The 23,582-nt window shown below is 67.4% G+C and carries 19 protein-coding genes and 1 tRNA gene; 18 read left to right on the forward strand and 2 right to left on the reverse strand.

Translation table 11 applies throughout. The features are described 5' to 3' along the window. Positions 1-39 precede the first annotated feature (39 nt). Positions 40-681, forward strand: a complete 642-nt coding sequence (locus tag ADL25_RS09120) for a TetR/AcrR family transcriptional regulator (protein ID WP_059127274.1) — start codon at positions 40-42, stop codon at positions 679-681. A gap of 92 nt (positions 682-773) precedes the next feature. Here ADL25_RS09120 and ADL25_RS09125 read toward each other — a convergent pair whose 3' ends face one another. Together ADL25_RS09125 and ADL25_RS09130 are read right to left on the reverse strand one after the other, a co-directional pair. Next, positions 774-1,814 carry an adenosine deaminase gene (locus ADL25_RS09125; RefSeq protein ID WP_059127155.1) on the reverse strand — a complete coding sequence of 347 codons (1,041 nt, stop codon included), beginning with the start codon at positions 1,812-1,814 and terminating at the stop codon, positions 774-776. Positions 1,815-1,943: 129 nt separating this feature from the next. Then, complete coding sequence (locus ADL25_RS09130) at positions 1,944-3,170, reverse strand: pyridoxal phosphate-dependent aminotransferase (RefSeq protein ID WP_059127156.1); 1,227 nt, start codon at positions 3,168-3,170, stop codon at positions 1,944-1,946. 262 nt (positions 3,171-3,432) lie between these two features. Between ADL25_RS09130 and ADL25_RS09135 the strand changes: the two genes are divergently transcribed. The 17 genes from ADL25_RS09135 to tuf all read left to right on the forward strand — a co-directional run bounded on the left by ADL25_RS09135 (position 3,433) and on the right by tuf (position 23,356). After that, positions 3,433-3,505 (forward strand) — tRNA-Trp (locus tag ADL25_RS09135). A gap of 102 nt (positions 3,506-3,607) precedes the next feature. Next, positions 3,608-3,892, forward strand: a complete 285-nt coding sequence (gene secE / locus ADL25_RS09140) for a preprotein translocase subunit SecE (protein WP_059127157.1) — start codon at positions 3,608-3,610, stop codon at positions 3,890-3,892. A gap of 80 nt (positions 3,893-3,972) precedes the next feature. Next, on the forward strand, positions 3,973-4,782 hold the full coding sequence (gene nusG / locus ADL25_RS09145; RefSeq protein WP_059127158.1) for a transcription termination/antitermination protein NusG: 810 nt from the start codon (positions 3,973-3,975) through the stop codon (positions 4,780-4,782). Between the two features lie 339 nt (positions 4,783-5,121). Beyond that, the gene (rplK, locus tag ADL25_RS09150) at positions 5,122-5,556 is read left to right on the forward strand and encodes a 50S ribosomal protein L11 (protein ID WP_059127159.1); all 435 of its coding nucleotides are present in this window, start codon (positions 5,122-5,124) and stop codon (positions 5,554-5,556) included. 95 nt (positions 5,557-5,651) lie between these two features. After that, a complete protein-coding gene (rplA, locus tag ADL25_RS09155; RefSeq protein WP_059127160.1) occupies positions 5,652-6,377 on the forward strand; it encodes a 50S ribosomal protein L1 in 726 nt (241 codons plus the stop codon). 238 nt (positions 6,378-6,615) lie between these two features. Further along, a complete protein-coding gene (locus tag ADL25_RS09160) occupies positions 6,616-7,485 on the forward strand; it encodes a hypothetical protein (protein ID WP_059127161.1) in 870 nt (289 codons plus the stop codon). A gap of 111 nt (positions 7,486-7,596) precedes the next feature. After that, positions 7,597-8,460 carry a DUF1396 domain-containing protein gene (locus tag ADL25_RS09165; protein ID WP_234380763.1) on the forward strand — a complete coding sequence of 288 codons (864 nt, stop codon included), beginning with the start codon at positions 7,597-7,599 and terminating at the stop codon, positions 8,458-8,460. A gap of 284 nt (positions 8,461-8,744) precedes the next feature. Then, a complete protein-coding gene (gene rplJ / locus ADL25_RS09170) occupies positions 8,745-9,275 on the forward strand; it encodes a 50S ribosomal protein L10 (protein ID WP_059127163.1) in 531 nt (176 codons plus the stop codon). Positions 9,276-9,386: 111 nt separating this feature from the next. Further along, a complete protein-coding gene (gene rplL / locus ADL25_RS09175) occupies positions 9,387-9,770 on the forward strand; it encodes a 50S ribosomal protein L7/L12 (protein ID WP_059127164.1) in 384 nt (127 codons plus the stop codon). Positions 9,771-10,033: 263 nt separating this feature from the next. After that, positions 10,034-10,279, forward strand: coding sequence for a hypothetical protein (locus ADL25_RS48910; RefSeq protein WP_159044905.1), 246 nt, complete (start codon positions 10,034-10,036; stop codon positions 10,277-10,279). A gap of 201 nt (positions 10,280-10,480) precedes the next feature. Next, the gene (rpoB, locus tag ADL25_RS09180; protein WP_059127165.1) at positions 10,481-13,966 is read left to right on the forward strand and encodes a DNA-directed RNA polymerase subunit beta; all 3,486 of its coding nucleotides are present in this window, start codon (positions 10,481-10,483) and stop codon (positions 13,964-13,966) included. 93 nt (positions 13,967-14,059) lie between these two features. Continuing rightward, on the forward strand, positions 14,060-17,959 hold the full coding sequence (locus ADL25_RS09185; RefSeq protein ID WP_059127166.1) for a DNA-directed RNA polymerase subunit beta': 3,900 nt from the start codon (positions 14,060-14,062) through the stop codon (positions 17,957-17,959). A gap of 184 nt (positions 17,960-18,143) precedes the next feature. Beyond that, on the forward strand, positions 18,144-18,656 hold the full coding sequence (locus ADL25_RS09190; protein WP_059127167.1) for a DUF1707 and DUF4190 domain-containing protein: 513 nt from the start codon (positions 18,144-18,146) through the stop codon (positions 18,654-18,656). Positions 18,657-19,009: 353 nt separating this feature from the next. Next, positions 19,010-19,381: a 30S ribosomal protein S12 gene (gene rpsL / locus ADL25_RS09195; RefSeq protein ID WP_003948652.1), complete on the forward strand. Its 372-nt coding sequence runs from the start codon at positions 19,010-19,012 to the stop codon at positions 19,379-19,381. Between the two features lie 2 nt (positions 19,382-19,383). Next, complete coding sequence (gene rpsG / locus ADL25_RS09200; protein ID WP_003992340.1) at positions 19,384-19,854, forward strand: 30S ribosomal protein S7; 471 nt, start codon at positions 19,384-19,386, stop codon at positions 19,852-19,854. Between the two features lie 39 nt (positions 19,855-19,893). After that, positions 19,894-22,020, forward strand: a complete 2,127-nt coding sequence (fusA, locus tag ADL25_RS09205) for an elongation factor G (protein WP_059127168.1) — start codon at positions 19,894-19,896, stop codon at positions 22,018-22,020. A 142-nt stretch (positions 22,021-22,162) separates the two neighbouring features. Beyond that, positions 22,163-23,356 carry an elongation factor Tu gene (gene tuf / locus ADL25_RS09210; RefSeq protein WP_059127169.1) on the forward strand — a complete coding sequence of 398 codons (1,194 nt, stop codon included), beginning with the start codon at positions 22,163-22,165 and terminating at the stop codon, positions 23,354-23,356. Positions 23,357-23,582: the final 226 nt, after the last annotated feature.

Raw genomic sequence — 23,582 nt, forward strand, 5'->3', positions numbered from 1 at the left:
TCAAGACCTGGAGGCCCTGTCGTGGAATCCTTCGGTCCCATGCAGCACACAGGGGCGCAGCCGCCGGCGGCGCAGCAGAGACCGGCCCGGGTCCGCATCCTCGACGCGGCGCAGGAGCTGATGCTGACCGTCGGGCTCGCGCGCGCCACGACCAAGGAGATCGCCCGGGCCGCGGGCTGTTCGGAGGCCGCGCTGTACAAGTACTTCCCGAGCAAGGAGGAGCTGTTCATCCGCGTCCTCGCGGAACGGCTGCCCAGGCTGGGCCCGCTGCTCAGCGAACTCGCGGCCGAACCCGGCCGGCACTCGCTGGAGGAGAACCTCACCGAGATCGCCCGGCGTGCGGCCCTCTTCTACGAGCAGAGCTTCCCGATCGCCGCGTCGCTGTACGCCGAGACGCAGCTCAAGCGGCGGCACGACGAGGCCATGCGGCAGATGGGGACGGGTCCGCACCGGCCGATCGAGGCGCTCGACGCCTACCTCCGCGCCGAACAGTCGGCGGGCCGGGTCCGACCCGACGCCGACACCTTCGCGGCCGCGTCGCTGCTCCTCGGCGCCTGCGCGCAGCGCGCGTTCGCCTACGACGCGGCGGAGACGGGCGGCCGACCTCCCGTGGAGGACTTCGCGCGCCGCCTCGCGCGCACCCTGCTCGGCGGCGTCTCGGCCACCGAGGGCGGCTCCTGACCGTGCGGCGGGGAGCGGGTAGCCCCGCTCCGGTCCACCGACGGCGCGGGCGGCCCCTGCCGTGCGGCCCACCCGCGCCCGTCACCCCTTCCTCAGGCCACCGGGCCGCCCAGCCAGGCGTCCACCCCCGCGAGGAGCTCCGCCTTGGTCTGTTCCGGTGCCGCCGAACCGCGCACCGACTGCCGGGCCAGTTCCGCCAGTTCCTCGTCGGTGAAGCCGTGGTGGTGGCGGGCGAGCTCGTACTGCGCCGCCAGGCGGGAGCCGAAGAGCAGCGGGTCGTCGGCGCCCAGCGCCATGGGGACACCCGCGTCGTACAGGGTGCGCAGGGGCACGTCCTCGGCCTTCGCGTAGACGCCCAGGGCGACATTCGACGTGGGGCACACCTCGCACGTCACCCCCCGCTCCGCCAGACGCTTCAGCAGACGCGGGTCCTCCGCCGCGCGCACCCCGTGGCCCACCCGGTGCGCGTGCAGGTCGTCCAGGCAGTCGCGCACCGACGACGGTCCGGTCAGTTCGCCGCCGTGCGGGGCCGAGAGAAGGCCGCCGTCGCGGGCGATGGCGAAGGCGCGGTCGAAGTCCCGGGCCATGCCGCGGCGCTCGTCGTTGGAGAGGCCGAAGCCCACCACACCGCGATCCCGGTAGCGCACGGCCAGCCGGGCCAGGGTGCGGGCGTCCAGGGGGTGCTTCATCCGGTTCGCGGCGACCAGGACACGCATCCCCAGACCCGTCTCCCGCACCGCGCCGTCGACCGCGTCCAGGATGATCTCCAGCGCCGGGATCAGACCGCCCAGGCGCGGCGCGTAGGACGTCGGGTCGACCTGGATCTCCAGCCAGCCCGAGCCGTCCTTGACGTCCTCCTCCGCGGCCTCCCGCACCAGCCGCCGGATGTCCTCCGGCTCTCTGAGACACGAGCGAGCCGCGTCGTACAGCCGCTGGAACCGGAACCAGCCCCGCTCGTCCGTCGCGCGCAGCTTCGGCGGCTCCCCACTGGTCAGGGCCTCGGTCAAAGTCTCCGGCAGCCGGACACCGTATTTGTCGGCCAGCTCCAGGAGGGTGGCGGGCCGCATGGATCCGGTGAAGTGCAGATGCAGATGGGCCTTCGGCAGCGCAGAGACATCACGTACATGCTCCATTCCAGGATCCTGCCGCACGTTCCCGCCGCTCCGGTAGCGCTTTCCCCTTTAGTGGTCTTGCTCGCACAAAAGGACGGGGCGATCACCCGCCGGCCGGCGGGTGATCGCCCCGAGGCGCGGAGCGGGACGTCAGTCCCGCGCCTCCGCCAGCAGCTTCTGGATCCGGCTCACGCCCTCGACCAGGTCCTCGTCACCGAGGGCGTACGACAGCCGCAGGTAACCGGGGGTGCCGAAGGCCTCGCCCGGGACGACCGCGACCTCGGCCTCCTCGAGGATCAGCGCGGCCAGCTCGACCGTGTCCTCCGGGCGCCTGCCGCGGATCTCCTTGCCGATCAGCGCCTTCACCGACGGGTACGCGTAGAACGCGCCCTCGGGCTCGGGGCAGACCACGCCGTCGATCTCGTTCAGCATCCGCACGATGGTCTTGCGGCGCCGGTCGAAGGCCTCGCGCATCGTCGCGACCGCCTCCAGGTCGCCGGAGACGGCGGCCAGTGCGGCCACCTGTGCGACATTCGACACGTTCGAGGTGGCGTGCGACTGGAGGTTCGTCGCGGCCTTCACCACGTCCTTCGGGCCGATGATCCAGCCGACACGCCAGCCCGTCATCGCGTACGTCTTCGCCACGCCGTTGACCACGATGCACTTGTCGCGCAGCTCGGGCAGCAGCGCCGGCAACGACACGGAGGCGGCGTCACCGTAGACCAGGTGTTCGTAGATCTCGTCCGTCAGCACCCACAGCCCGTGCTCCACGGCCCAGCGGCCGATGGCCTCGGTCTCCGACTCGGAGTACACCGCGCCCGTCGGGTTGGACGGGGACACGAAGAGGACGACCTTCGTCTTCTTCGTGCGGGCGGCCTCGAGCTGCTCGACGGACACGCGGTAACCGGTGGTCTCGTCCGCGACGACCTCCACCGGCACACCGCCGGCCAGCCGGATCGACTCCGGGTACGTGGTCCAGTACGGAGCCGGGACGATCACCTCGTCACCCGGGTCGAGGATCGCGGCGAAGGCCTCGTAGATGGCCTGCTTGCCGCCGTTGGTGACCAGGATCTGGGAGGCGTCAACCTCGTAGCCGGAGTCGCGCAGCGTCTTGGCGGCGATCGCGTTCTTCAGCTCGGGCAGACCGCCCGCCGGCGTGTAGCGATGGAACTTCGGGTTCTTGCAGGCCTCTACGGCCGCCTCGACGATGTAGTCCGGCGTGGGGAAGTCGGGCTCACCGGCGCCGAAGCCGATCACCGGCCGCCCGGCGGCCTTGAGGGCCTTGGCCTTGGCGTCCACGGCGAGGGTGGCGGACTCGGAGATCGCGCCGACTCGGGCGGAGACCCGGCGCTCGGTGGGAGGGGTTGCAGCGCTCATGGCCCCATGGTTTCAGACAGGAAACGCGCCCGGCACACGGGTTTCACAGACTGAACCGGACCGGGCCGATGACCGGACACACGTCCGGATCCGGGTGCCGGACCGGGCGATCTTCCGGGCGGCAAAACCCTTACGGGCACTTTCTGTTCGACGACCGGCCCCGGACCACGTACACTCTCACCTCGTTGGCCTCCAGCGGCCGTGATCGCGCCGGTGCACACCGAGCACTCGCTCGGATGCGGTACGTTGGGGTACACAGCAAAGGGTCGTAGCTCAATTGGTAGAGCACTGGTCTCCAAAACCAGCGGTTGGGGGTTCAAGTCCCTCCGGCCCTGCTACACACTCCCATCAGGAAGTGTGCGCAGAGTACCTTTGCACTCGCCGTGCGGCTCCACCGGGCGCGGCACGGCCACGACCCGGGATTCAGGTGAGGACGAGTGACGGACGCCGTGGGCTCCATCGACATGCCTGACGCCCAGGATGAGGTGCAGGAGCCGAAGAAGACCCGCAAGGGTGGCAAGCGAGCCAAGAAGGGCCCGCTCAAGCGCCTTGCCCTCTTCTACCGCCAGATCGTTGCGGAACTCCGCAAGGTGGTCTGGCCGACGCGGAACCAGCTGACGACGTACACCACTGTGGTGATCGTTTTCGTCGTCATCATGATCGCCCTGGTGACCGTGATTGACTATGGGCTCAACCACGCGGCCAAGTACGTATTCGGCTGAGCCGCGAGCGAAGGGCGCCGAGGTATCCGGCGTCCCCTTTCGCATGTTCTACCCCTATGTATCCAGGAAGAAGCAGCCACGTGTCTGACCCGAACCTGAACGACGCCATCGAGCCGGACGAGTCCGTGGATGACGAGCTCGACATCGTCGAGGGCGCGGACGAGGTGGACGAGTTCCAGGCTGCGGAAGCCGAGGCGGGCGAGCCGGCCGAGACGGCCGCCGTGCACGTCGTGGAGGAGGACGAGGTCGCCGGCGAGGAGGAGGCCGCGCCCGTCGACCCCGTCGAGGCCCTGCGCGAGGAGCTGCGCAGCCTGCCCGGCGAGTGGTACGTGATCCACACGTACGCCGGCTACGAGAACCGTGTGAAGACCAACCTCGAGCAGCGCGCCGTGTCGCTGAACGTCGAGGACTACATCTTCCAGGCCGAGGTGCCGCAGGAAGAGGTCGTCCAGATCAAGAACGGCGACCGCAAGACCATCCGTCAGAACAAGCTCCCCGGCTATGTGCTGGTGCGCATGGATCTGACCAACGAGTCCTGGGGCGTCGTCCGCAACACCCCCGGTGTCACCGGCTTCGTGGGCAACGCCTACGACCCCTACCCTCTGACCCTGGACGAGATCGTCAAAATGCTCGCCCCGGAGGCCGAGGAGAAGGCCGCCCGCGAGGCCGCAGAGGCCGAGGGCAAGCCGGCGCCGCAGCGCAAGGTCGAGGTCCAGGTGCTGGACTTCGAGGTCGGCGACTCGGTCACCGTCACCGACGGCCCGTTCGCCACGCTGCAGGCGACCATCAACGAGATCAACGCCGACTCCAAGAAGGTCAAGGGCCTCGTGGAGATCTTCGGCCGCGAGACCCCGGTCGAGCTGAGCTTCGACCAGATCCAGAAGAACTGAGCAGACGCTCATCCGAGAGAGCCCCCGACCAGCGGTTTCCCGTTGGTCGGGGGCTCTCTCGCATACCCGGTGCGGCCGTGGTGGCGTCGGCATGCGACGTGGGCAACGGCGCCCGGCGGCCGGAGCGGCCCGCCGCGCATGAGAGACTTGTGTCGACCCCGCCCGAAGGACCACCTTCCGGCGGGCCAGCCACCGGCCAGGTCAGACGGCTGCACAGCCCGTCTGACCTGCTCGGTTTTTGGCCGCACAGGGATTCCCGCTAGGGTTGTGCGGTTGCCTTCGGGCTGTCTTGCCCTTGGGCACTAGGAAATCGAAACGGAAAACGGGAGAGGACCCGGAATGCCTCCCAAGAAGAAGAAGGTCACGGGGCTCATCAAGCTCCAGATCCAGGCCGGCGCGGCCAACCCGGCTCCGCCGGTCGGCCCGGCGCTGGGTCAGCACGGCGTCAACATCATGGAGTTCTGCAAGGCCTACAACGCCGCGACCGAGTCGCAGCGCGGTTGGGTCATCCCGGTGGAGATCACGGTCTACGAGGACCGTTCCTTCACCTTCATCACCAAGACCCCGCCGGCCGCCAAGATGATCCTCAAGGCCGCGGGCGTGGACAAGGGCTCCGGCGAGCCGCACAAGACCAAGGTCGCCAAGATCACCGAGGCGCAGGTCCGCGAGATCGCCCAGACCAAGATGCCCGACCTCAACGCCAATGACCTGGACGCCGCCTCGAAGATCATCGCGGGCACCGCGCGTTCCATGGGCATCACGGTCGAGGGCTGAACCCCACCTTCGCAGAACCATGCGGCTGACGGCCGCACGTGGCAGGGCCTGCTCGGCCCGTACCACGACTCCTTTCAGAACACACAGGAGCAGTTGTGAGCAAGCGCAGCAAGGCTCTCCGCGCTGCGGACGCCAAGGTCGACCGGGACAAGCTCTACGCCCCGCTCGAGGCCGTCCGTCTCGCCAAGGAGACCTCCACGACCAAGTTCGACGGCACCGTCGAGGTCGCCTTCCGTCTGGGTGTCGACCCGCGCAAGGCCGACCAGATGGTCCGTGGCACCGTGAACCTCCCGCACGGCACCGGTAAGACCGCCCGGGTCCTGGTCTTCGCGACCGGTGACCGTGCCGAGGCCGCTCGTGCCGCGGGCGCCGACATCGTCGGCGCCGACGAGCTGATCGACGAGGTGTCGAAGGGGCGTCTGGACTTCGACGCCGTCGTCGCCACCCCGGACCTCATGGGCAAGGTCGGCCGCCTCGGCCGCGTGCTCGGTCCCCGTGGTCTGATGCCGAACCCCAAGACCGGCACCGTGACCCCGGACGTGACGAAGGCCGTCACCGACATCAAGGGCGGCAAGATCGAGTTCCGCGTCGACAAGCACTCGAACCTGCACTTCATCATCGGCAAGGTGTCCTTCGACGACTCCAAGCTGGTGGAGAACTACGGTGCGGCTCTGGACGAGATCCTTCGTCTGAAGCCGTCCGCCGCCAAGGGTCGCTACATCAAGAAGGCCGCCATCGCCACGACGATGGGCCCCGGCGTTCCGGTCGACCCGAACCGCACCCGCAACCTCCTCACCGAGGAGGACCCGGCCGCCGTCTGACACCGACGGCAGCCGCGGTCACGCGCAGCTGACGGCCGGCCCCGCACCCTTCCGGGTGCGGGGCCGGCCGTGTTTTCCGGCCGTGTCCCGGGGCGCTCGCAACGGCTCCGCGCGGTCGGTGCGCTGCCTCGACGTACCTGTGTGCGACACCGGGCACATGCCGTTCCGCCTCAGATGCGTGCCGTTCCTCCCGACTCGGAGTTAGCGTGATGATCACGGAGCGCACAAGGGGGGACGGATGAGGGACCGGATCGTGCGGCGCGGGATCCTTCCGATCGCGGTGGCCGCCGCGCTGGCCGCCGTCGCGGCGTGCAGCCCCTCCGGCGACGACTCCTCCAAGAGGGCCGCAGTGCCCTCGGGGGGACGTGCGGACCCCCGCTCGGCGTCGGCCCTGCACGCCGTGGAGCGGGCCACCGTCAGGGCCGGCTCCGCACGGATAGAGTCCACGACGGTCATGGGCGGGATGCTCTCGCTGCACACGGACGGCGCCCTCGGCTGGGCCGGCCGATCCGTCGGCACCCTTCGCATCACCTACACCGACGGCCAGCTCGCCGACACCATGCGCAAGCTGAACAGCGCCTCCATGGAGGCCCGGTTGCTGCCGGACGCCTACTACGCGAAGGTCGGCACCTCGTTCGCCCGGCGCCTGGACGGCCGGCACTGGATCAGATATGCCTACGACGACCTCGCGGCCCTCCCGGGAGGCACCGGGACGCAGCTGACGGACCAGCTGCGCAACACCGCTCCGCTCCAGCCGGTCCGCCTCCTGCTCGCCTCGGGGAACCTGCGCAGGGCAGGCGAGGAGACGGTGCGCGGTCGGCGCACCACCCGCTACACGGGCACGATCATCACCGCCGCCCTCACCGGCGCCGCCACCGCCGACCTCAAGGAGCGGCTGGAACAGGCCGGGGTCACCACGGAGACCGTGGACATCTGGGTCGACGACCACGACCTGCTGGTGAAGAAGGCCGAGCGCGGGGAGCTGACGACGGGGCGGATGTCCTCCACCGCGTACTACCGCGACTACGGAGTGCGGGTCGCGGCCGAAAGGCCACCCGTCGCGGACACCGCCGATTTCAAGGACCTGCTGAGCGAGCAGACTCCGTGACGTGTGTAGGTCACACGCGTCATCCGGAAATCGCGAGCCACAGGCGTTCCGGCCGGGTTACGCTCACGGTCTTGCTATGGATCGACAGTATGTTCCCTGGGGGGATTCTTGATGATTGCTGTGCGTGGCGCGATGGGGCGCGGCGCGGCGGGCGCGGCGCTCGCGGCGCTGGTCCTGGGCGGTGGAACGGTCGCCTGTTCGAAGGGTGGTGCGGAGGAGTCCCCGCGGATGACGCCCGCCGCCGCCGTGGCCGAGGCCGCGAAGAACGCCGAGCAGATCACATCCATGCACTACCGGATGACCGGCACGGTCCCGGGTGAGGGCAAGGTCAGCGGCGAGGCCCGGATGAGCCTGAAGCCGCTCGCCATGGCCATGAAGATGACGGTCGCGGGCCAGGACACCGACGGGCCGGTCGAGATCCGCCTTGTCGACCAGGTGATGTACGTCGGTGGTGGCGCCGCGGCCGCCAAGGAGCTGAACGGCAAGAGCTGGCTCAAGTTCGATCTGTCCGCGCTGGGGATGGACAAGGAGCTCGGCGCCGACCAGCTCGGCGCCGGGCAGGCCGATCGGAACCCGGCCCAGGAGTCCACGTTCCTCACCGACTCCAAGCGGGTGACGAAGGTCGGCACCGAGACCGTCGGCGGCGTGAAGACCACGCACTACAAGGGCGAGGTCTCGGTCGACGAGATGCGTGCGGCCCTGAAGAAGCAGCACCTGGACAAGACCACCCTCGACCGGCGCGAGAAGAGCATCGACGCGTACGAGAAGATGGGCGCCGGCGCGATCAGCATGGACATGTGGATCGACGGCAGCAACCACACCAAGCAGTTCCGGATGCGCAGCGACACCGACAAGGGCCCTCTGGACACGACCATCACCTTCCTCGACTTCAACAAGCCGGTGACGGTGACGGCTCCGCCCGCCAAGGACACGTTCTCGTTCGCCGACGCGATGAAGGACGCCCAGCAGGGCTGAGCCCGCAGGGGAACGGATTTGCTTGACAGCGATCCGTTCCCTTAGTCTTCCTGTCGAAGCCAAAGACCGCTGGTCGTCGCTGTGCACTCGCAAGAGGGTGCGGTGACCGAAGGATCCGCTGAATTGCGGACGGCCCGCGCAGGTGACAGTGGAAGAACTCCCGGAGTATGTGCGTGCACCGCGCGTACAGCCGGTCGAGTCCGCCCCGTGCGCCTGCGCCGGGGCGTTCGTTTTGTCCAGCCCCTTCCGAGCGGTCCCATCACCCGGAAGGAGGCCGACGCTCTATGGCAAGGCCCGACAAGGCTGCCGCGGTGGCCGAGCTCGCGGAGCAGTTCCGCAGCTCGAACGCCGCCGTGCTGACCGAGTACCGGGGTCTCACCGTGGCGCAGCTCAAGACGCTGCGCCGGTCGCTCGGTGAGAACGCCCAGTACGCCGTGGTGAAGAACACGCTGACCAAGATTGCGGCCAACGAGGCCGGGATCACGACGCTCGACGACCTGTTCAACGGTCCGACGGCGGTCGCCTTCGTCACCGGTGACCCGGTGGAGTCGGCGAAGGGTCTTCGTGACTTTGCCAAGGACAACCCGAACCTCGTCATCAAGGGCGGTGTCCTTGACGGCAAGGCGCTGTCAGCCGACGAGATCAAGAAGCTTGCGGACCTCGAGTCCCGCGAGGTTCTGCTCGCCAAGCTGGCGGGTGCCTTCAAGGGCAAGCAGACCCAGGCTGCTCAGGTCTTCCAGGCGCTCCCGTCGAAGCTCGTCCGCACCGTGGACGCTCTTCGCGCCAAGCAGGCCGAGCAGGGCGGTGCCGAGTAATTCGGCTCGCGACATGACCGCCGCCTGAGGCGACGGTCGTAGCGGGCCGAACGTACGCCCGCCAGACATGTACATCCGGCACCAGCCGAATCAATGGAAGGATCGCCCATCATGGCGAAGCTCAGCCAGGAAGACCTGCTCGCGCAGTTCGAGGAGATGACCCTCATCGAGCTCTCCGAGTTCGTGAAGGCGTTCGAGGAGAAGTTCGACGTCACCGCCGCCGCCGCGGTCGCCGTCGCGGGCCCGGCCGGCCCGGCCGCCGCCGTCGAGACCGAGGAGGAGAAGGACGAGTTCGACGTCATCCTCACCGGTGCCGGCGACAAGAAGATCCAGGTCATCAAGGTCGTGCGCGAGCTGACCTCCCTCGGCCTGAAGGAGGCCAAGGACCTGGTGGACGGCGCCCCGAAGCCCGTCCTGGAGAAGGTCGCGAAGGACGCCGCCGAGAAGGCCGCCGAGTCCCTCAAGGGCGCCGGCGCCTCCGTCGAGGTCAAGTAACACCTCCTCGGGTCCGCACCGGACTCACGGGCCCGCACAGGGCTCACTGGGCCGTACGGGGCTTCCGCCTCGTACGGCCCTTTCGCGTACGCGGGACACGGTTCACTCGAACAGCGCAGACGGCCTTCCGGGGGCCCGATCGCTGCTCACCCGGGAGGCTGTAACGCGGACGCACCGAAGGGCGATCATCCATCCGGGTGGTCGCTCTTCGCCGTTCCCGGGGGACCGGCGGCGGCTGCCTTGCGACCGCCGCCGCGGGGAGTATGGTGATCTTCGTCGTGCCTCCCGAGGGCCCCGGTGACAGGTTGCAAGTGACGATGGCAGCACCCGGTTTGAGCAAGGGGGGCCTTGACGAACTGCACGCAGCGCGCAATTCTCAGGACGCGTCGTCACAACGATCCGAATCCGAGGCATGGATCGACGACGAAGAGGGCAGTATCGATGTGCATCGAGGGCGTGGCTTCCCGCAGGTGTTGAGGGACAACGAGGGCCTCCATCGTGAGCGCTGAAAACTCGCACTGGACATCAGTGTGCCAAGTGGCTACACTGACCCTTTGCGCTGCCTGTTAGCTGTCTCCTGCCCGTCACCAGGAGCACGCCCCTTGCCCGAGCACAACGATCAGAAGTCTCTGACCTGAGACTTTCCATCTCTGTGCCTGGCGGGGACCGGGACGCGCGTAGTGAGTCCGAGCCCTCGGAAGGACCCCCTCTTGGCCGCCTCGCGCACTGCCTCGACCGCGAATATGAACAACGGCGCCAGCACCGCCCCGCTGCGCATCTCCTTTGCAAAGATCAAGGAGCCCCTCGAGGTTCCGAACCTTCTCGCGCTGCAAACCGAGAGCTTCGACTGGCTGCTCGGCAACGACGCGTGGAAGGCTCGCGTCGAGGAGGCTCTGGAGTCCGGTCAGGACGTCCCCACCAAGTCCGGTCTCGAGGAGATCTTCGAGGAGATCTCCCCGATCGAGGACTTCTCCGGGTCGATGTCGCTGACGTTCCGCGACCACCGCTTCGAGCCGCCGAAGAACTCCATCGACGAGTGCAAGGAGCGCGACTTCACGTTCGCCGCGCCCCTCTTCGTCACGGCCGAGTTCACCAACAACGAGACCGGTGAGATCAAGTCCCAGACGGTCTTCATGGGCGACTTCCCGCTCATGACGAACAAGGGCACCTTCGTCATCAACGGCACCGAGCGTGTCGTGGTGTCGCAGCTGGTCCGTTCGCCCGGTGTCTACTTCGACTCCACCATCGACAAGACGTCCGACAAGGACATCTTCTCGGCCAAGATCATCCCGTCCCGGGGTGCCTGGCTGGAGATGGAGATCGACAAGCGCGACATGGTCGGTGTCCGCATCGACCGCAAGCGCAAGCAGTCCGTGACCGTTCTCCTGAAGGCGCTCGGCTGGACCACCGAGCAGATCCTCGAGGAGTTCGGCGAGTACGAGTCCATGCGCGCCACCCTGGAGAAGGACCACACCCAGGGCCAGGACGACGCGCTGCTCGACATCTACCGCAAGCTGCGTCCGGGCGAGCCCCCCACGCGTGAGGCCGCACAGACGCTCCTGGAGAACCTGTACTTCAACCCGAAGCGCTACGACCTGGCCAAGGTCGGCCGCTACAAGGTCAACAAGAAGCTGGGTGCGGACGCTCCGCTCGACGCGGGCATCCTGACCGTCGAGGACGTCATCTCGACGATCAAGTACCTGGTCAAGCTGCACGCGGGCGAGACCGAGACGGTCGGCGACTCCGGCGAGACGATCGTCGTCGAGACGGACGACATCGACCACTTCGGCAACCGCCGCCTGCGCAGCGTCGGCGAGCTCATCCAGAACCAGGTCCGCACGGGTCTGGCCCGTATGGAGCGCGTCGTGCGCGAGCGCATGACCACGCAGGACGTCGAGGCGATCACGCCGCAGACCCTGATCAACATCCGGCCGGTCGTCGCCTCCATCAAGGAGTTCTTCGGCACCAGCCAGCTGTCCCAGTTCATGGACCAGAACAACCCGCTGTCCGGGCTGACGCACAAGCGTCGTCTGTCCGCGCTCGGCCCGGGTGGTCTCTCCCGTGAGCGGGCCGGCTTCGAGGTCCGTGACGTGCACCCCTCGCACTACGGCCGTATGTGCCCGATCGAGACGCCTGAAGGCCCGAACATCGGTCTGATCGGCTCGCTCGCCTCCTACGGCCGGGTCAACGCGTTCGGCTTCGTCGAGACCCCGTACCGCAAGGTGAACGAAGGCCAGGTCACCGACGAGGTCGACTACCTGACCGCCGACGAGGAGGACCGCTTCGTCATCGCGCAGGCCAACGCCACGCTGACGGACGAGCTCCGCTTCGCCGAGAACCGGGTGCTGGTCCGCCGCCGCGGCGGTGAGGTCGACTACGTCAGCCCCGAGGACGTGGACTACATGGACGTCTCGCCGCGCCAGATGGTGTCGGTCGCGACCGCCATGATCCCGTTCCTCGAGCACGACGACGCCAACCGTGCCCTCATGGGCGCGAACATGATGCGGCAGGCCGTGCCGCTGATCAAGTCCGAGTCCCCGCTCGTCGGCACCGGCATGGAGTACCGCTCCGCGGTCGACGCCGGCGACGTGGTCAAGGCCGAGAAGGACGGTGTGGTCCAGGAGGTCTCCGCGGACTACATCACCACCGCCAACGACGACGGCACGTACATCACGTACCGCCTGGCCAAGTTCTCCCGGTCCAACCAGGGCACCTCGGTCAACCAGAAGGTCATCGTCAACGAGGGCGACCGCATCATCGTCGGCCAGGTGCTGGCCGACGGTCCGGCCACCCAGAACGGCGAGATGGCCCTCGGCAAGAACCTGCTCGTGGCGTTCATGCCGTGGGAGGGTCACAACTACGAGGACGCGATCATTCTGTCGCAGCGCCTCGTGCAGGACGACGTCCTCTCCTCGATCCACATCGAGGAGCACGAGGTCGACGCCCGTGACACCAAGCTCGGCCCCGAGGAGATCACCCGGGACATCCCGAACGTCTCCGAGGAGGTCCTCGCGGACCTGGACGAGCGCGGCATCATCCGTATCGGTGCCGAGGTCATCGCCGGTGACATCCTCGTCGGTAAGGTCACGCCCAAGGGTGAGACCGAGCTGACCCCCGAGGAGCGTCTGCTGCGCGCGATCTTCGGCGAGAAGGCCCGTGAGGTCCGTGACACCTCGCTGAAGGTGCCGCACGGTGAGACCGGCAAGGTCATCGGCGTGCGCGTCTTCGACCGCGAGGAGGGCGACGAGCTGCCGCCGGGCGTGAACCAGCTGGTCCGCGTCTACGTGGCCCAGAAGCGCAAGATCACCGACGGTGACAAGCTCGCCGGCCGCCACGGCAACAAGGGTGTCATCTCCAAGATCCTGCCGATCGAGGACATGCCGTTCCTGGAGGACGGCACCCCGGTCGACATCATCCTGAACCCGCTGGGTGTGCCGTCCCGAATGAATCCGGGACAGGTCCTGGAGATCCACCTCGGCTGGCTCGCCAGCCGCGGCTGGGACGTGTCCGGACTGGCCGAAGAGTGGGCCCAGCGCCTGCAGGCCATCGGCGCCGACCAGGTCGACCCGCGCACCAACGTCGCGACCCCGGTCTTCGACGGTGCCCGCGAGGACGAGCTGGCGGGTCTGCTGCAGCACACCATCCCGAACCGTGACGGGGACCGCCTGGTCCTCCCGACCGGTAAGGCGCGGCTGTTCGACGGCCGCTCCGGTGAGCCGTTCCCGGACCCGATCTCGGTCGGCTACATGTACATCCTGAAGCTGCACCACCTGGTCGACGACAAGCTGCACGCCCGTTCGACCGGTCCGTACTCGATGATCACCCAGCAGCCGCTGGGTGGTAAGGCCCAGTTCGGTGGCCAGCGCTTCGGCGAGATGGAGGTGTGGGCCCTCGAGGCCTACGGCGCCGCCTACGCCCTCCAGGAGCTGCTGACCATCAAGTCCGACGACGTCACCGGCCGCGTGAAGGTCTACGAGGCCATCGTCAAGGGCGAGAACATCCCCGAGCCCGGCATCCCCGAGTCCTTCAAGGTGCTCATCAAGGAGATGCAGTCCCTGTGCCTGAACGTGGAGGTGCTGTCCAGCGACGGTATGTCCATCGAGATGCGTGACACCGACGAGGACGTCTTCCGCGCTGCGGAGGAGCTCGGCATCGACCTGTCCCGGCGCGAGCCGAGCAGCGTCGAAGAGGTCTGACGGGAGTCCGGCGGGTCTGATCACCGGACCCGCCGACCCCCAGGCCCCCGTACAGACCGAACGACTTACGACCCTGAGAGGGATTGACGCATAGTGCTCGACGTCAACTTCTTCGACGAGCTCCGGATCGGCCTGGCCACCGCTGACGACATCCGTCAGTGGAGCCACGGCGAGGTCAAGAAGCCCGAGACCATCAACTACCGCACCCTCAAGCCCGAGAAGGACGGCCTCTTCTGCGAGAAGATCTTCGGCCCCACCCGGGACTGGGAGTGCTACTGCGGCAAGTACAAGCGCGTCCGCTTCAAGGGCATCATCTGCGAGCGCTGTGGCGTCGAGGTCACGCGTGCGAAGGTGCGCCGTGAGCGGATGGGCCACATCGAGCTGGCCGCCCCCGTCACACACATCTGGTACTTCAAGGGTGTTCCGTCGCGGCTGGGCTACCTGCTCGACCTTGCCCCGAAGGACCTGGAGAAGGTCATCTACTTCGCGGCGTACATGATCACGTACGTCGACGAGGAGCGCCGTACGCGTGACCTGCCCTCCCTGGAGGCGCACGTCTCCGTCGAGCGGCAGCAGATCGAGAACCGTCGCGACGCCGACCTGGAGGCCCGCGCCAAGAAGCTCGAGGCCGACCTGGCCGAGCTGGAGGCCGAGGGTGCCAAGGCCGACGTGCGCCGCAAGGTGCGCGAGGGTGCCGAGCGCGAGATGAAGCAGCTGCGCGACCGTGCGCAGCGCGAGATCGACCGCCTCGACGAGGTGTGGACCCGCTTCAAGAACCTCAAGGTCCAGGACCTCGAGGGCGACGAGCTGCTCTACCGCGAGCTGCGTGACCGCTTCGGCACGTACTTCGACGGTTCGATGGGTGCCGCGGCGCTGCAGAAGCGCCTGGAGTCCTTCGACCTCGACGAGGAGGCCGAGCGTCTCCGCGAGATCATCCGCACCGGCAAGGGCCAGAAGAAGACCCGCGCGCTGAAGCGGCTGAAGGTCGTGTCCGCGTTCCTGCAGACCTCCAACAGCCCCAAGGGCATGGTCCTCGACTGCGTGCCGGTCATCCCGCCGGACCTGCGTCCGATGGTGCAGCTGGACGGTGGCCGCTTCGCGACCTCCGACCTGAACGACCTGTACCGCCGTGTGATCAACCGCAACAACCGTCTGAAGAGGCTCCTGGACCTCGGTGCCCCGGAGATCATCGTCAACAACGAGAAGCGCATGCTTCAGGAGGCTGTTGACGCCCTCTTCGACAACGGTCGTCGCGGCCGCCCCGTCACGGGCCCCGGCAACCGCCCGCTGAAGTCCCTCAGCGACATGCTGAAGGGTAAGCAGGGCCGTTTCCGTCAGAACCTGCTCGGCAAGCGTGTCGACTACTCGGCGCGTTCCGTGATCGTCGTCGGTCCGCAGCTGAAGCTGCACCAGTGCGGTCTGCCGAAGGCGATGGCGCTGGAGCTGTTCAAGCCGTTCGTGATGAAGCGCCTGGTGGACCTGAACCACGCGCAGAACATCAAGTCGGCCAAGCGCATGGTCGAGCGCGGCCGCACGGTCGTGTACGACGTGCTGGAAGAGGTCATCGCGGAGCACCCGGTTCTGCTGAACCGTGCGCCCACGCTGCACCGTCTCGGCATCCAGGCCTTCGAGCCGCAGCTGGTCGAGGGCAAGGCCATCCAGATCCACCCGCTCGTCTGCACCGCGTTCAACGCGGACTTCGACGGTGACCAGATGGCCGTGCACCTGCCGCTGTCCGCGGAGGCGCAGGCCGAGGCCCGCATCCTGATGCTGTCCTCGAACAACATCCTCAAGCCGGCCGACGGCCGCCCGGTCACGATGCCGACCCAGGACATGGTCCTCGGTCTGTTCTTCCTGACCACGGACGGCGAGATGCGGAACGTGAAGGGCGAGGACCGCTCCTTCGCGTCCGTGGCCGAGGCGATCATGGCGTTCGACGCCGGCGAGCTCTCGCTGCAGTCGCGCGTGGACATCCGCTTCCCGGTGGGCACCATCCCGCCGCGCGGCTGGACCCCGCCGGCCCAGGAGGAGGGCGAGCCGGAGTGGCAGCAGGGTGACAGCTTCCGTCTGAGGACCACGCTGGGCCGTGCGCTCTTCAACGAGCTGCTGCCCGAGGACTACCCGTTCGTCGACTACGAGGTCGGCAAGAAGCAGCTCTCCGAGATCGTCAACGACCTCGCCGAGCGCTACCCGAAGGTCATCGTGGCGGCGACGCTCGACAACCTGAAGGCGGCCGGCTTCTTCTGGGCGACCCGTTCCGGCGTCACCGTCGCCATCTCCGACGTCGTCGTTCCCGAGGCGAAGAAGGAGATCGTCAAGGGCTACGAGGCGCAGGACGAGAAGGTCCAGAAGCAGTACGAGCGCGGTCTGATCACCAAGGACGAGCGCACGCAGGAGCTCATCGCGATCTGGACCAAGGCGACCAACGAGGTCGCCGAGGCGATGAACGAGAACTTCCCGAAGACCAACCCGATCTTCATGATGGTGAACTCGGGTGCACGAGGCAACATGATGCAGATGCGTCAGATCGCCGGTATGCGTGGTCTTGTGTCGAACGCGAAGAACGAGACGATCCCGCGGCCCATCAAGGCGTCGTTCCGTGAGGGTCTGTCCGTGCTGGAGTACTTCATCTCCACGCACGGTGCGCGCAAGGGTCTCGCGGACACCGCCCTGCGTACCGCCGACTCGGGTTACCTCACCCGTCGTCTGGTGGACGTGTCGCAGGACGTCATCATCCGCGAGGAGGACTGCGGCACCGACCGCGGCCTCAAGCTGCACATCGCCGAGCGCGGTGCCGACGGCGTCCTGCGCAAGGCGGAGAACGTCGAGACGTCCGTGTACGCGCGCTGCCTCGCCGAGGACATCGTCGTCGACGGAAAGGTGCTGGCCCCGGCCGGTACCGACCTGGGCGACGTGCTCATCGACGAGCTGATCCTGCAGGGCATCGAGGAGGTCAAGACCCGCTCGGTCCTGACCTGTGAGTCCGCCGTCGGCACCTGCGCCATGTGCTACGGCCGCTCGCTGGCCACCGGCAAGCTGGTCGACATCGGCGAGGCGGTCGGCATCATCGCCGCCCAGTCCATCGGTGAGCCCGGTACCCAGCTGACGATGCGTACCTTCCACACCGGTGGTGTGGCCGGTGACGACATCACCCAGGGTCTGCCCCGTGTCGTCGAGCTGTTCGAGGCCCGTACCCCGAAGGGTGTCGCCCCGATCTCCGAGGCCCAGGGCCGCGTCCGGATCGAGGAGACCGAGAAGACCAAGAAGATCGTCGTCACGCCGGACGACGGCAGCGACGAGACGGCGTTCCCGATCTCGAAGCGCGCCCGACTCCTGGTCGGCGAGGGCGAGCACGTCGAGGTGGGCCAGAAGCTCACCGTGGGTGCCACCAACCCGCACGACGTGCTGCGCATCCTGGGTCAGCGTGCCGTCCAGGTCCACCTGGTGGGCGAGGTCCAGAAGGTCTACAACTCGCAGGGTGTGTCGATCCACGACAAGCACATCGAGATCATCATCCGGCAGATGCTCCGCCGTGTGACGATCATCGAGTCCGGCGACGCCGAGCTGCTGCCCGGCGAGCTGGTCGAGCGCTCGAAGTTCGAGCACGAGAACCGTCGTGTGGTCCAGGAGGGCGGTCACCCGGCCTCCGGTCGTCCGCAGCTCATGGGTATCACCAAGGCCTCGCTGGCGACCGAGTCCTGGCTGTCGGCGGCGTCCTTCCAGGAGACGACCAGGGTCCTCACGGACGCGGCGATCAACGCCAAGTCCGACTCCCTGATCGGCCTCAAGGAGAACGTCATCATCGGTAAGCTCATCCCGGCCGGTACGGGTCTGTCCCGCTACCGCAACATCCGGGTGGAGCCCACCGAGGAGGCCAAGGCCGCGATGTACTCGGCCGTCGGCTACGACGACATCGACTACTCGCCGTTCGGCACGGGCTCCGGCCAGGCCGTGCCGCTGGAGGACTACGACTACGGTCCGTACAACCAGTAAGCGAGCAGCCTGAGTTGAGGGGCGGTCACTCCATTGCGGAGTGACCGCCCTTCGGCGTTCGGCGCAACCGTTGCCCGCCGATACCTGTGCGGGAGGGGCCGTACGGTGCATGGCGGGAGAAATCGGGGGAGGTGCTCCGTGTCGAATCCGTCGTGGCAACCCTGGCGACAGGGCCAGGTGCAGGGTGGGTTCCCCCCAGCCGTGGCCGGGTCAGATCGCGCTCCCGTCCGCCTCGTCGTCCCTGCTGGCCTCGCACGCCGAGCGCGAGCGCGCCGTGGACGTGCTCAGGGCGGGGTACGCCGAAGGGCGGCTCGGGCAGCCGGAGTTCGACGACCGGGTCGCACGGGCGTACACGGCCCGTACGCTCGGCGAACTGTGCCTGCTGGTGGCCGACCTGCCCCAGGGGCCCGCGCCGCGTACGGACGGCGTGCCGCAGACGTTCCTGCCGCCACCCCCGCCGAAGACCGCCGAGAAGGCCGTCGGGGCCCTGATCTGCCGTCTGCCCTGCCTGCCCACCGCAGGTCTCACGGGTATCCCCGCGGTGGTCCTGGGACACGCGGCCCGCGCCGAGATCCGCCGCAGGGGTGAGGCCGGCGACGGACCGGCGCTGACCGGACTCGTCCCGGGCTGGCTGTCGGCGGCGGGCTGGGCACGCGTCCTGGTGCTGTTCCTGGCGGTGGCGCTCGTGTCGGTGTGAGGGCCGGGCGAGCGTTCCCCGGGTGTCGGCCCTCACCGGCGCGAGATGCCCGTACCGTTGATTCGAAGATCACATACGGCGTACGGGGTTGACATGTTCCGCGCGTCGATGCAGGCCGGGTCCATTTGTTTTGACCACAGCGAATGAGGTAGGTACGCTCAGACCTTGTGCCTGGGGTGTGCCCTGGCTCTCGTGCGTGCCTTGAAACCGCATGGCGAGCCGTCACCGCCCACCGTAATCTGCGCCCTCTCCGTCTTGCGGCGGGAGTCTGCGGGATTCGACACACCCGACCGCGTGGGTCGGAGAAGTTCCAGGTTAGCTGTACCCATCGGCACACAGAAACCGGAGAAGTAGTGCCTACGATCCAGCAGCTGGTCCGCAAGGGCCGGCAGGACAAGGTCGAGAAGAACAAGACGCCCGCACTCGAGGGTTCCCCTCAGCGTCGTGGCGTCTGCACGCGTGTGTTCACGACCACCCCGAAGAAGCCGAACTCGGCCCTGCGTAAGGTCGCGCGTGTGCGTCTGACCAGCGGGATCGAGGTCACGGCCTACATTCCGGGTGAGGGACACAACCTGCAGGAGCACTCCATCGTGCTCGTGCGCGGCGGCCGTGTGAAGGACCTGCCGGGTGTTCGCTACAAGATCATCCGTGGCTCCCTCGACACCCAGGGTGTCAAGAACCGCAAGCAGGCCCGCAGCCGTTACGGCGCCAAGAAGGAGAAGTAAGAATGCCTCGTAAGGGCCCCGCCCCGAAGCGTCCGGTCATCATCGACCCGGTTTACGGCTCTCCTCTGGTGACCTCCCTGATCAACAAGGTGCTGCTGAACGGCAAGCGCTCCACCGCCGAGCGCATCGTCTACGGCGCCATGGAGGGCCTGCGTGAGAAGACGGGCAACGACCCGATCATCACGCTGAAGCGCGCCCTCGAGAACATCAAGCCGACCCTCGAGGTCAAGTCCCGCCGTGTCGGTGGTGCGACGTACCAGGTTCCGATCGAGGTCAAGCCCGGTCGCGCCAACACGCTCGCGCTGCGCTGGCTCGTCGGTTACTCCCGCGCCCGTCGCGAGAAGACGATGACCGAGCGTCTGCTGAACGAACTCCTCGACGCGTCCAACGGCCTCGGTGCCGCTGTGAAGAAGCGCGAGGACACGCACAAGATGGCCGAGTCCAACAAGGCCTTCGCGCACTACCGCTGGTAGTCGCTACCCACATCGAGACCGAGAGAAGACTGAAGCCTTATGGCTACCACTTCACTTGACCTGGCCAAGGTCCGCAACATCGGGATCATGGCCCACATCGACGCGGGCAAGACGACCACCACCGAGCGGATCCTGTTCTACACCGGCGTTTCGTACAAGATCGGTGAGGTCCACGACGGCGCTGCCACCATGGACTGGATGGAGCAGGAGCAGGAGCGTGGCATCACGATCACCTCTGCTGCCACCACCTGTCACTGGCCGCTGGAAGACGTCGACCACACCATCAACATCATCGACACCCCGGGCCACGTCGACTTCACGGTCGAGGTGGAGCGCTCCCTGCGCGTGCTCGACGGTGCCGTGACGGTGTTCGACGGCGTCGCCGGCGTGGAGCCGCAGTCCGAGACGGTGTGGCGTCAGGCGGACCGCTACGGCGTTCCGCGTATCTGCTTCGTCAACAAGCTCGACCGCACCGGTGCCGAGTTCCACCGCTGCGTCGACATGATCTCCGACCGCCTGGGTGCTCAGCCGCTGGTCATGCAGCTGCCGATCGGTGCCGAGGCCGACTTCAAGGGCGTCGTGGACCTGGTCCGCATGAAGGCGCTCGTGTGGTCCGCCGAGGCCACCAAGGGCGAGATGTACGACATCGTCGACATCCCGGCCACGCACACCGAGGCGGCCGAGGAGTGGCGCGGCAAGCTCGTCGAGTCCGTCGCCGAGAACGACGAAGAGATCATGGAGCTGTACCTGGAGGGCGAGGAGCCCTCCGAGGAGCAGCTGTACGCCGCGATCCGTCGTATCACCATCGCCTCCGGCAAGTCCAAGGACACCACGGTCACCCCGGTGTTCTGCGGTACCGCGTTCAAGAACAAGGGCGTCCAGCCCCTGCTCGACGCGGTCGTGCGCTACCTCCCCTCCCCGCTCGACGTCGAGGCCATCGAGGGCCACGCCGTCAACGACCCGGAGGAGGTCGTCAAGCGCAAGCCGTCCGACGAGGAGCCGCTGTCGGCGCTGGCGTTCAAGATCATGAGCGACCCGCACCTCGGCAAGCTCACCTTCGTCCGGGTCTACTCGGGCCGCCTGGAGTCCGGCACCGCGGTGCTGAACTCCGTCAAGGGCAAGAAGGAGCGCATCGGCAAGATCTACCGCATGCACGCCAACAAGCGTGAGGAGATCGAGTCGGTGGGCGCCGGCGACATCGTCGCCGTCATGGGCCTGAAGCAGACCACCACCGGTGAGACGCTGTCCGACGACAAGAACCCGGTCATCCTGGAGTCCATGGACTTCCCGGCGCCGGTCATCCAGGTCGCCATCGAGCCCAAGTCGAAGGGCGACCAGGAGAAGCTGGGCGTCGCGATCCAGCGCCTGGCCGAGGAGGACCCGTCCTTCCAGGTCCACTCGGACGAGGAGACCGGCCAGACCATCATCGGTGGTATGGGCGAGCTGCACCTCGAGGTGCTGGTCGACCGTATGCGCCGTGAGTTCAAGGTCGAGGCCAACGTCGGCAAGCCGCAGGTCGCTTACCGCGAGACGATCCGCAAGGCCGTCGAGCGTGTGGACTACACCCACAAGAAGCAGACCGGTGGTACCGGACAGTTCGCCAAGGTCCAGATCGCGATCGAGCCCATCGAGGGCGGCGACGCCTCGTACGAGTTCGTGAACAAGGTGACCGGTGGTCGCATCCCGAAGGAGTACATCCCTTCGGTCGACGCCGGTGCGCAGGAGGCCATGCAGTTCGGCATCCTCGCCGGCTACGAGATGACCGGCGTCCGTGTCACGCTCATCGACGGTGGCTACCACGAGGTCGACTCCTCCGAGCTCGCCTTCAAGATCGCCGGTTCGCAGGCCTTCAAGGAGGCCGCGCGCAAGGCCAGCCCCGTGCTGCTCGAGCCGATGATGGCCGTCGAGGTCACCACGCCCGAGGACTACATGGGCGAGGTCATCGGTGACATCAACTCCCGTCGTGGCCAGATCCAGGCCATGGAGGAGCGTGCCGGCGCCCGTGTCGTGAAGGGCCTGGTTCCGCTGTCGGAGATGTTCGGCTACGTCGGCGACCTCCGCAGCAAGACGTCGGGTCGCGCGAGCTACTCGATGCAGTTCGACTCCTACGCCGAGGTTCCCCGGAACGTCGCCGAGGAGATCATCGCGAAGGCCAAGGGCGAGTAACGCACCCCGTTTACACGCTTTAGGCTTGACACCGACCGCCGGGGGTTCTTCTCCGCGAAGAACCCCGGCGGGCGGCACCCCAGCAAAGATCACCTGGCGCCGATGAGTAAGGCGTACAGAACCACTCCACAGGAGGACCCCAGTGGCGAAGGCGAAGTTCGAGCGGACTAAGCCGCACGTCAACATCGGCACCATCGGTCACATCGACCACGGTAAGACGACCCTCACGGCCGCCATTACCAAGGTGCTGCACGACGCGTACCCGGACCTGAACGAGGCGACCGCGTTCGACAACATCGACAAGGCGCCCGAGGAGCGTCAGCGCGGTATCACCATCTCCATCGCGCACGTCGAGTACCAGACGGAGACCCGTCACTACGCGCACGTCGACTGCCCGGGTCACGCGGACTACATCAAGAACATGATCACGGGTGCCGCGCAGATGGACGGCGCGATCCTCGTGGTCGCCGCCACCGACGGCCCGATGCCGCAGACCAAGGAGCACGTGCTCCTGGCCCGCCAGGTCGGCGTTCCGTACATCGTCGTCGCCCTGAACAAGGCCGACATGGTGGACGACGAGGAGATCCTGGAGCTCGTCGAGCTCGAGGTCCGTGAGCTCCTCTCCGAGTACGAGTTCCCGGGCGACGACGTTCCGGTCGTTCAGGTCTCCGCGCTCAAGGCCCTCGAGGGCGACGCGAAGTGGACCGAGTCGGTCCTCAACCTGATGAAGGCCGTCGACGAGTCGATCCCGGAGCCGGAGCGCGACGTCGACAAGCCGTTCCTGATGCCGATCGAGGACGTCTTCACGATCACCGGTCGTGGCACCGTCGTCACCGGTCGTATCGAGCGCGGTATCCTCAAGGTCAACGAGACCGTCGACATCATCGGCATCAAGACCGAGAAGACCACCACCACGGTCACCGGCATCGAGATGTTCCGCAAGCTGCTCGACGAGGGCCAGGCCGGTGAGAACGTCGGTCTGCTGCTCCGCGGTATCAAGCGCGAGGACGTCGAGCGCGGCCAGGTCATCATCAAGCCCGGCTCGGTCACCCCGCACACGGAGTTCGAGGCGCAGGCCTACATCCTGTCCAAGGACGAGGGTGGCCGCCACACGCCGTTCTTCAACAACTACCGCCCGCAGTTCTACTTCCGTACGACGGACGTGACCGGCGTCGTGACCCTCCCCGAGGGCACCGAGATGGTCATGCCGGGTGACAACACCGAGATGAAGGTGGAGCTCATCCAGCCCATCGCGATGGAAGAGGGCCTGAAGTTCGCCATCCGTGAGGGTGGCCGCACCGTGGGCGCCGGCCAGGTCATCAAGATCAACAAGTGAGTCCACTCGCTTGAGGGTCCGACCCCTCGGGGTAGTTGACCTGAAGAGGCCCGTACGACTTCGGTCGTACGGGCCTCTTCGCTTTTCCATGTGCGGGCAACCGGCACCGCGAGGCCGGGTCTTTTCACGGGATCCGCGGCGGCGGCCGCATTCGGCTGTACCGGACCCGGCCGCCGAGCGGTCGGACGGACGCCCTCGCTCACATGGCGGATCGGCCCGTTCCGGC

Source organism: Streptomyces sp. NRRL F-5122, assembly GCF_001507435.1.
Classification (GTDB): domain Bacteria; phylum Actinomycetota; class Actinomycetes; order Streptomycetales; family Streptomycetaceae; genus Streptomyces; species Streptomyces lannensis.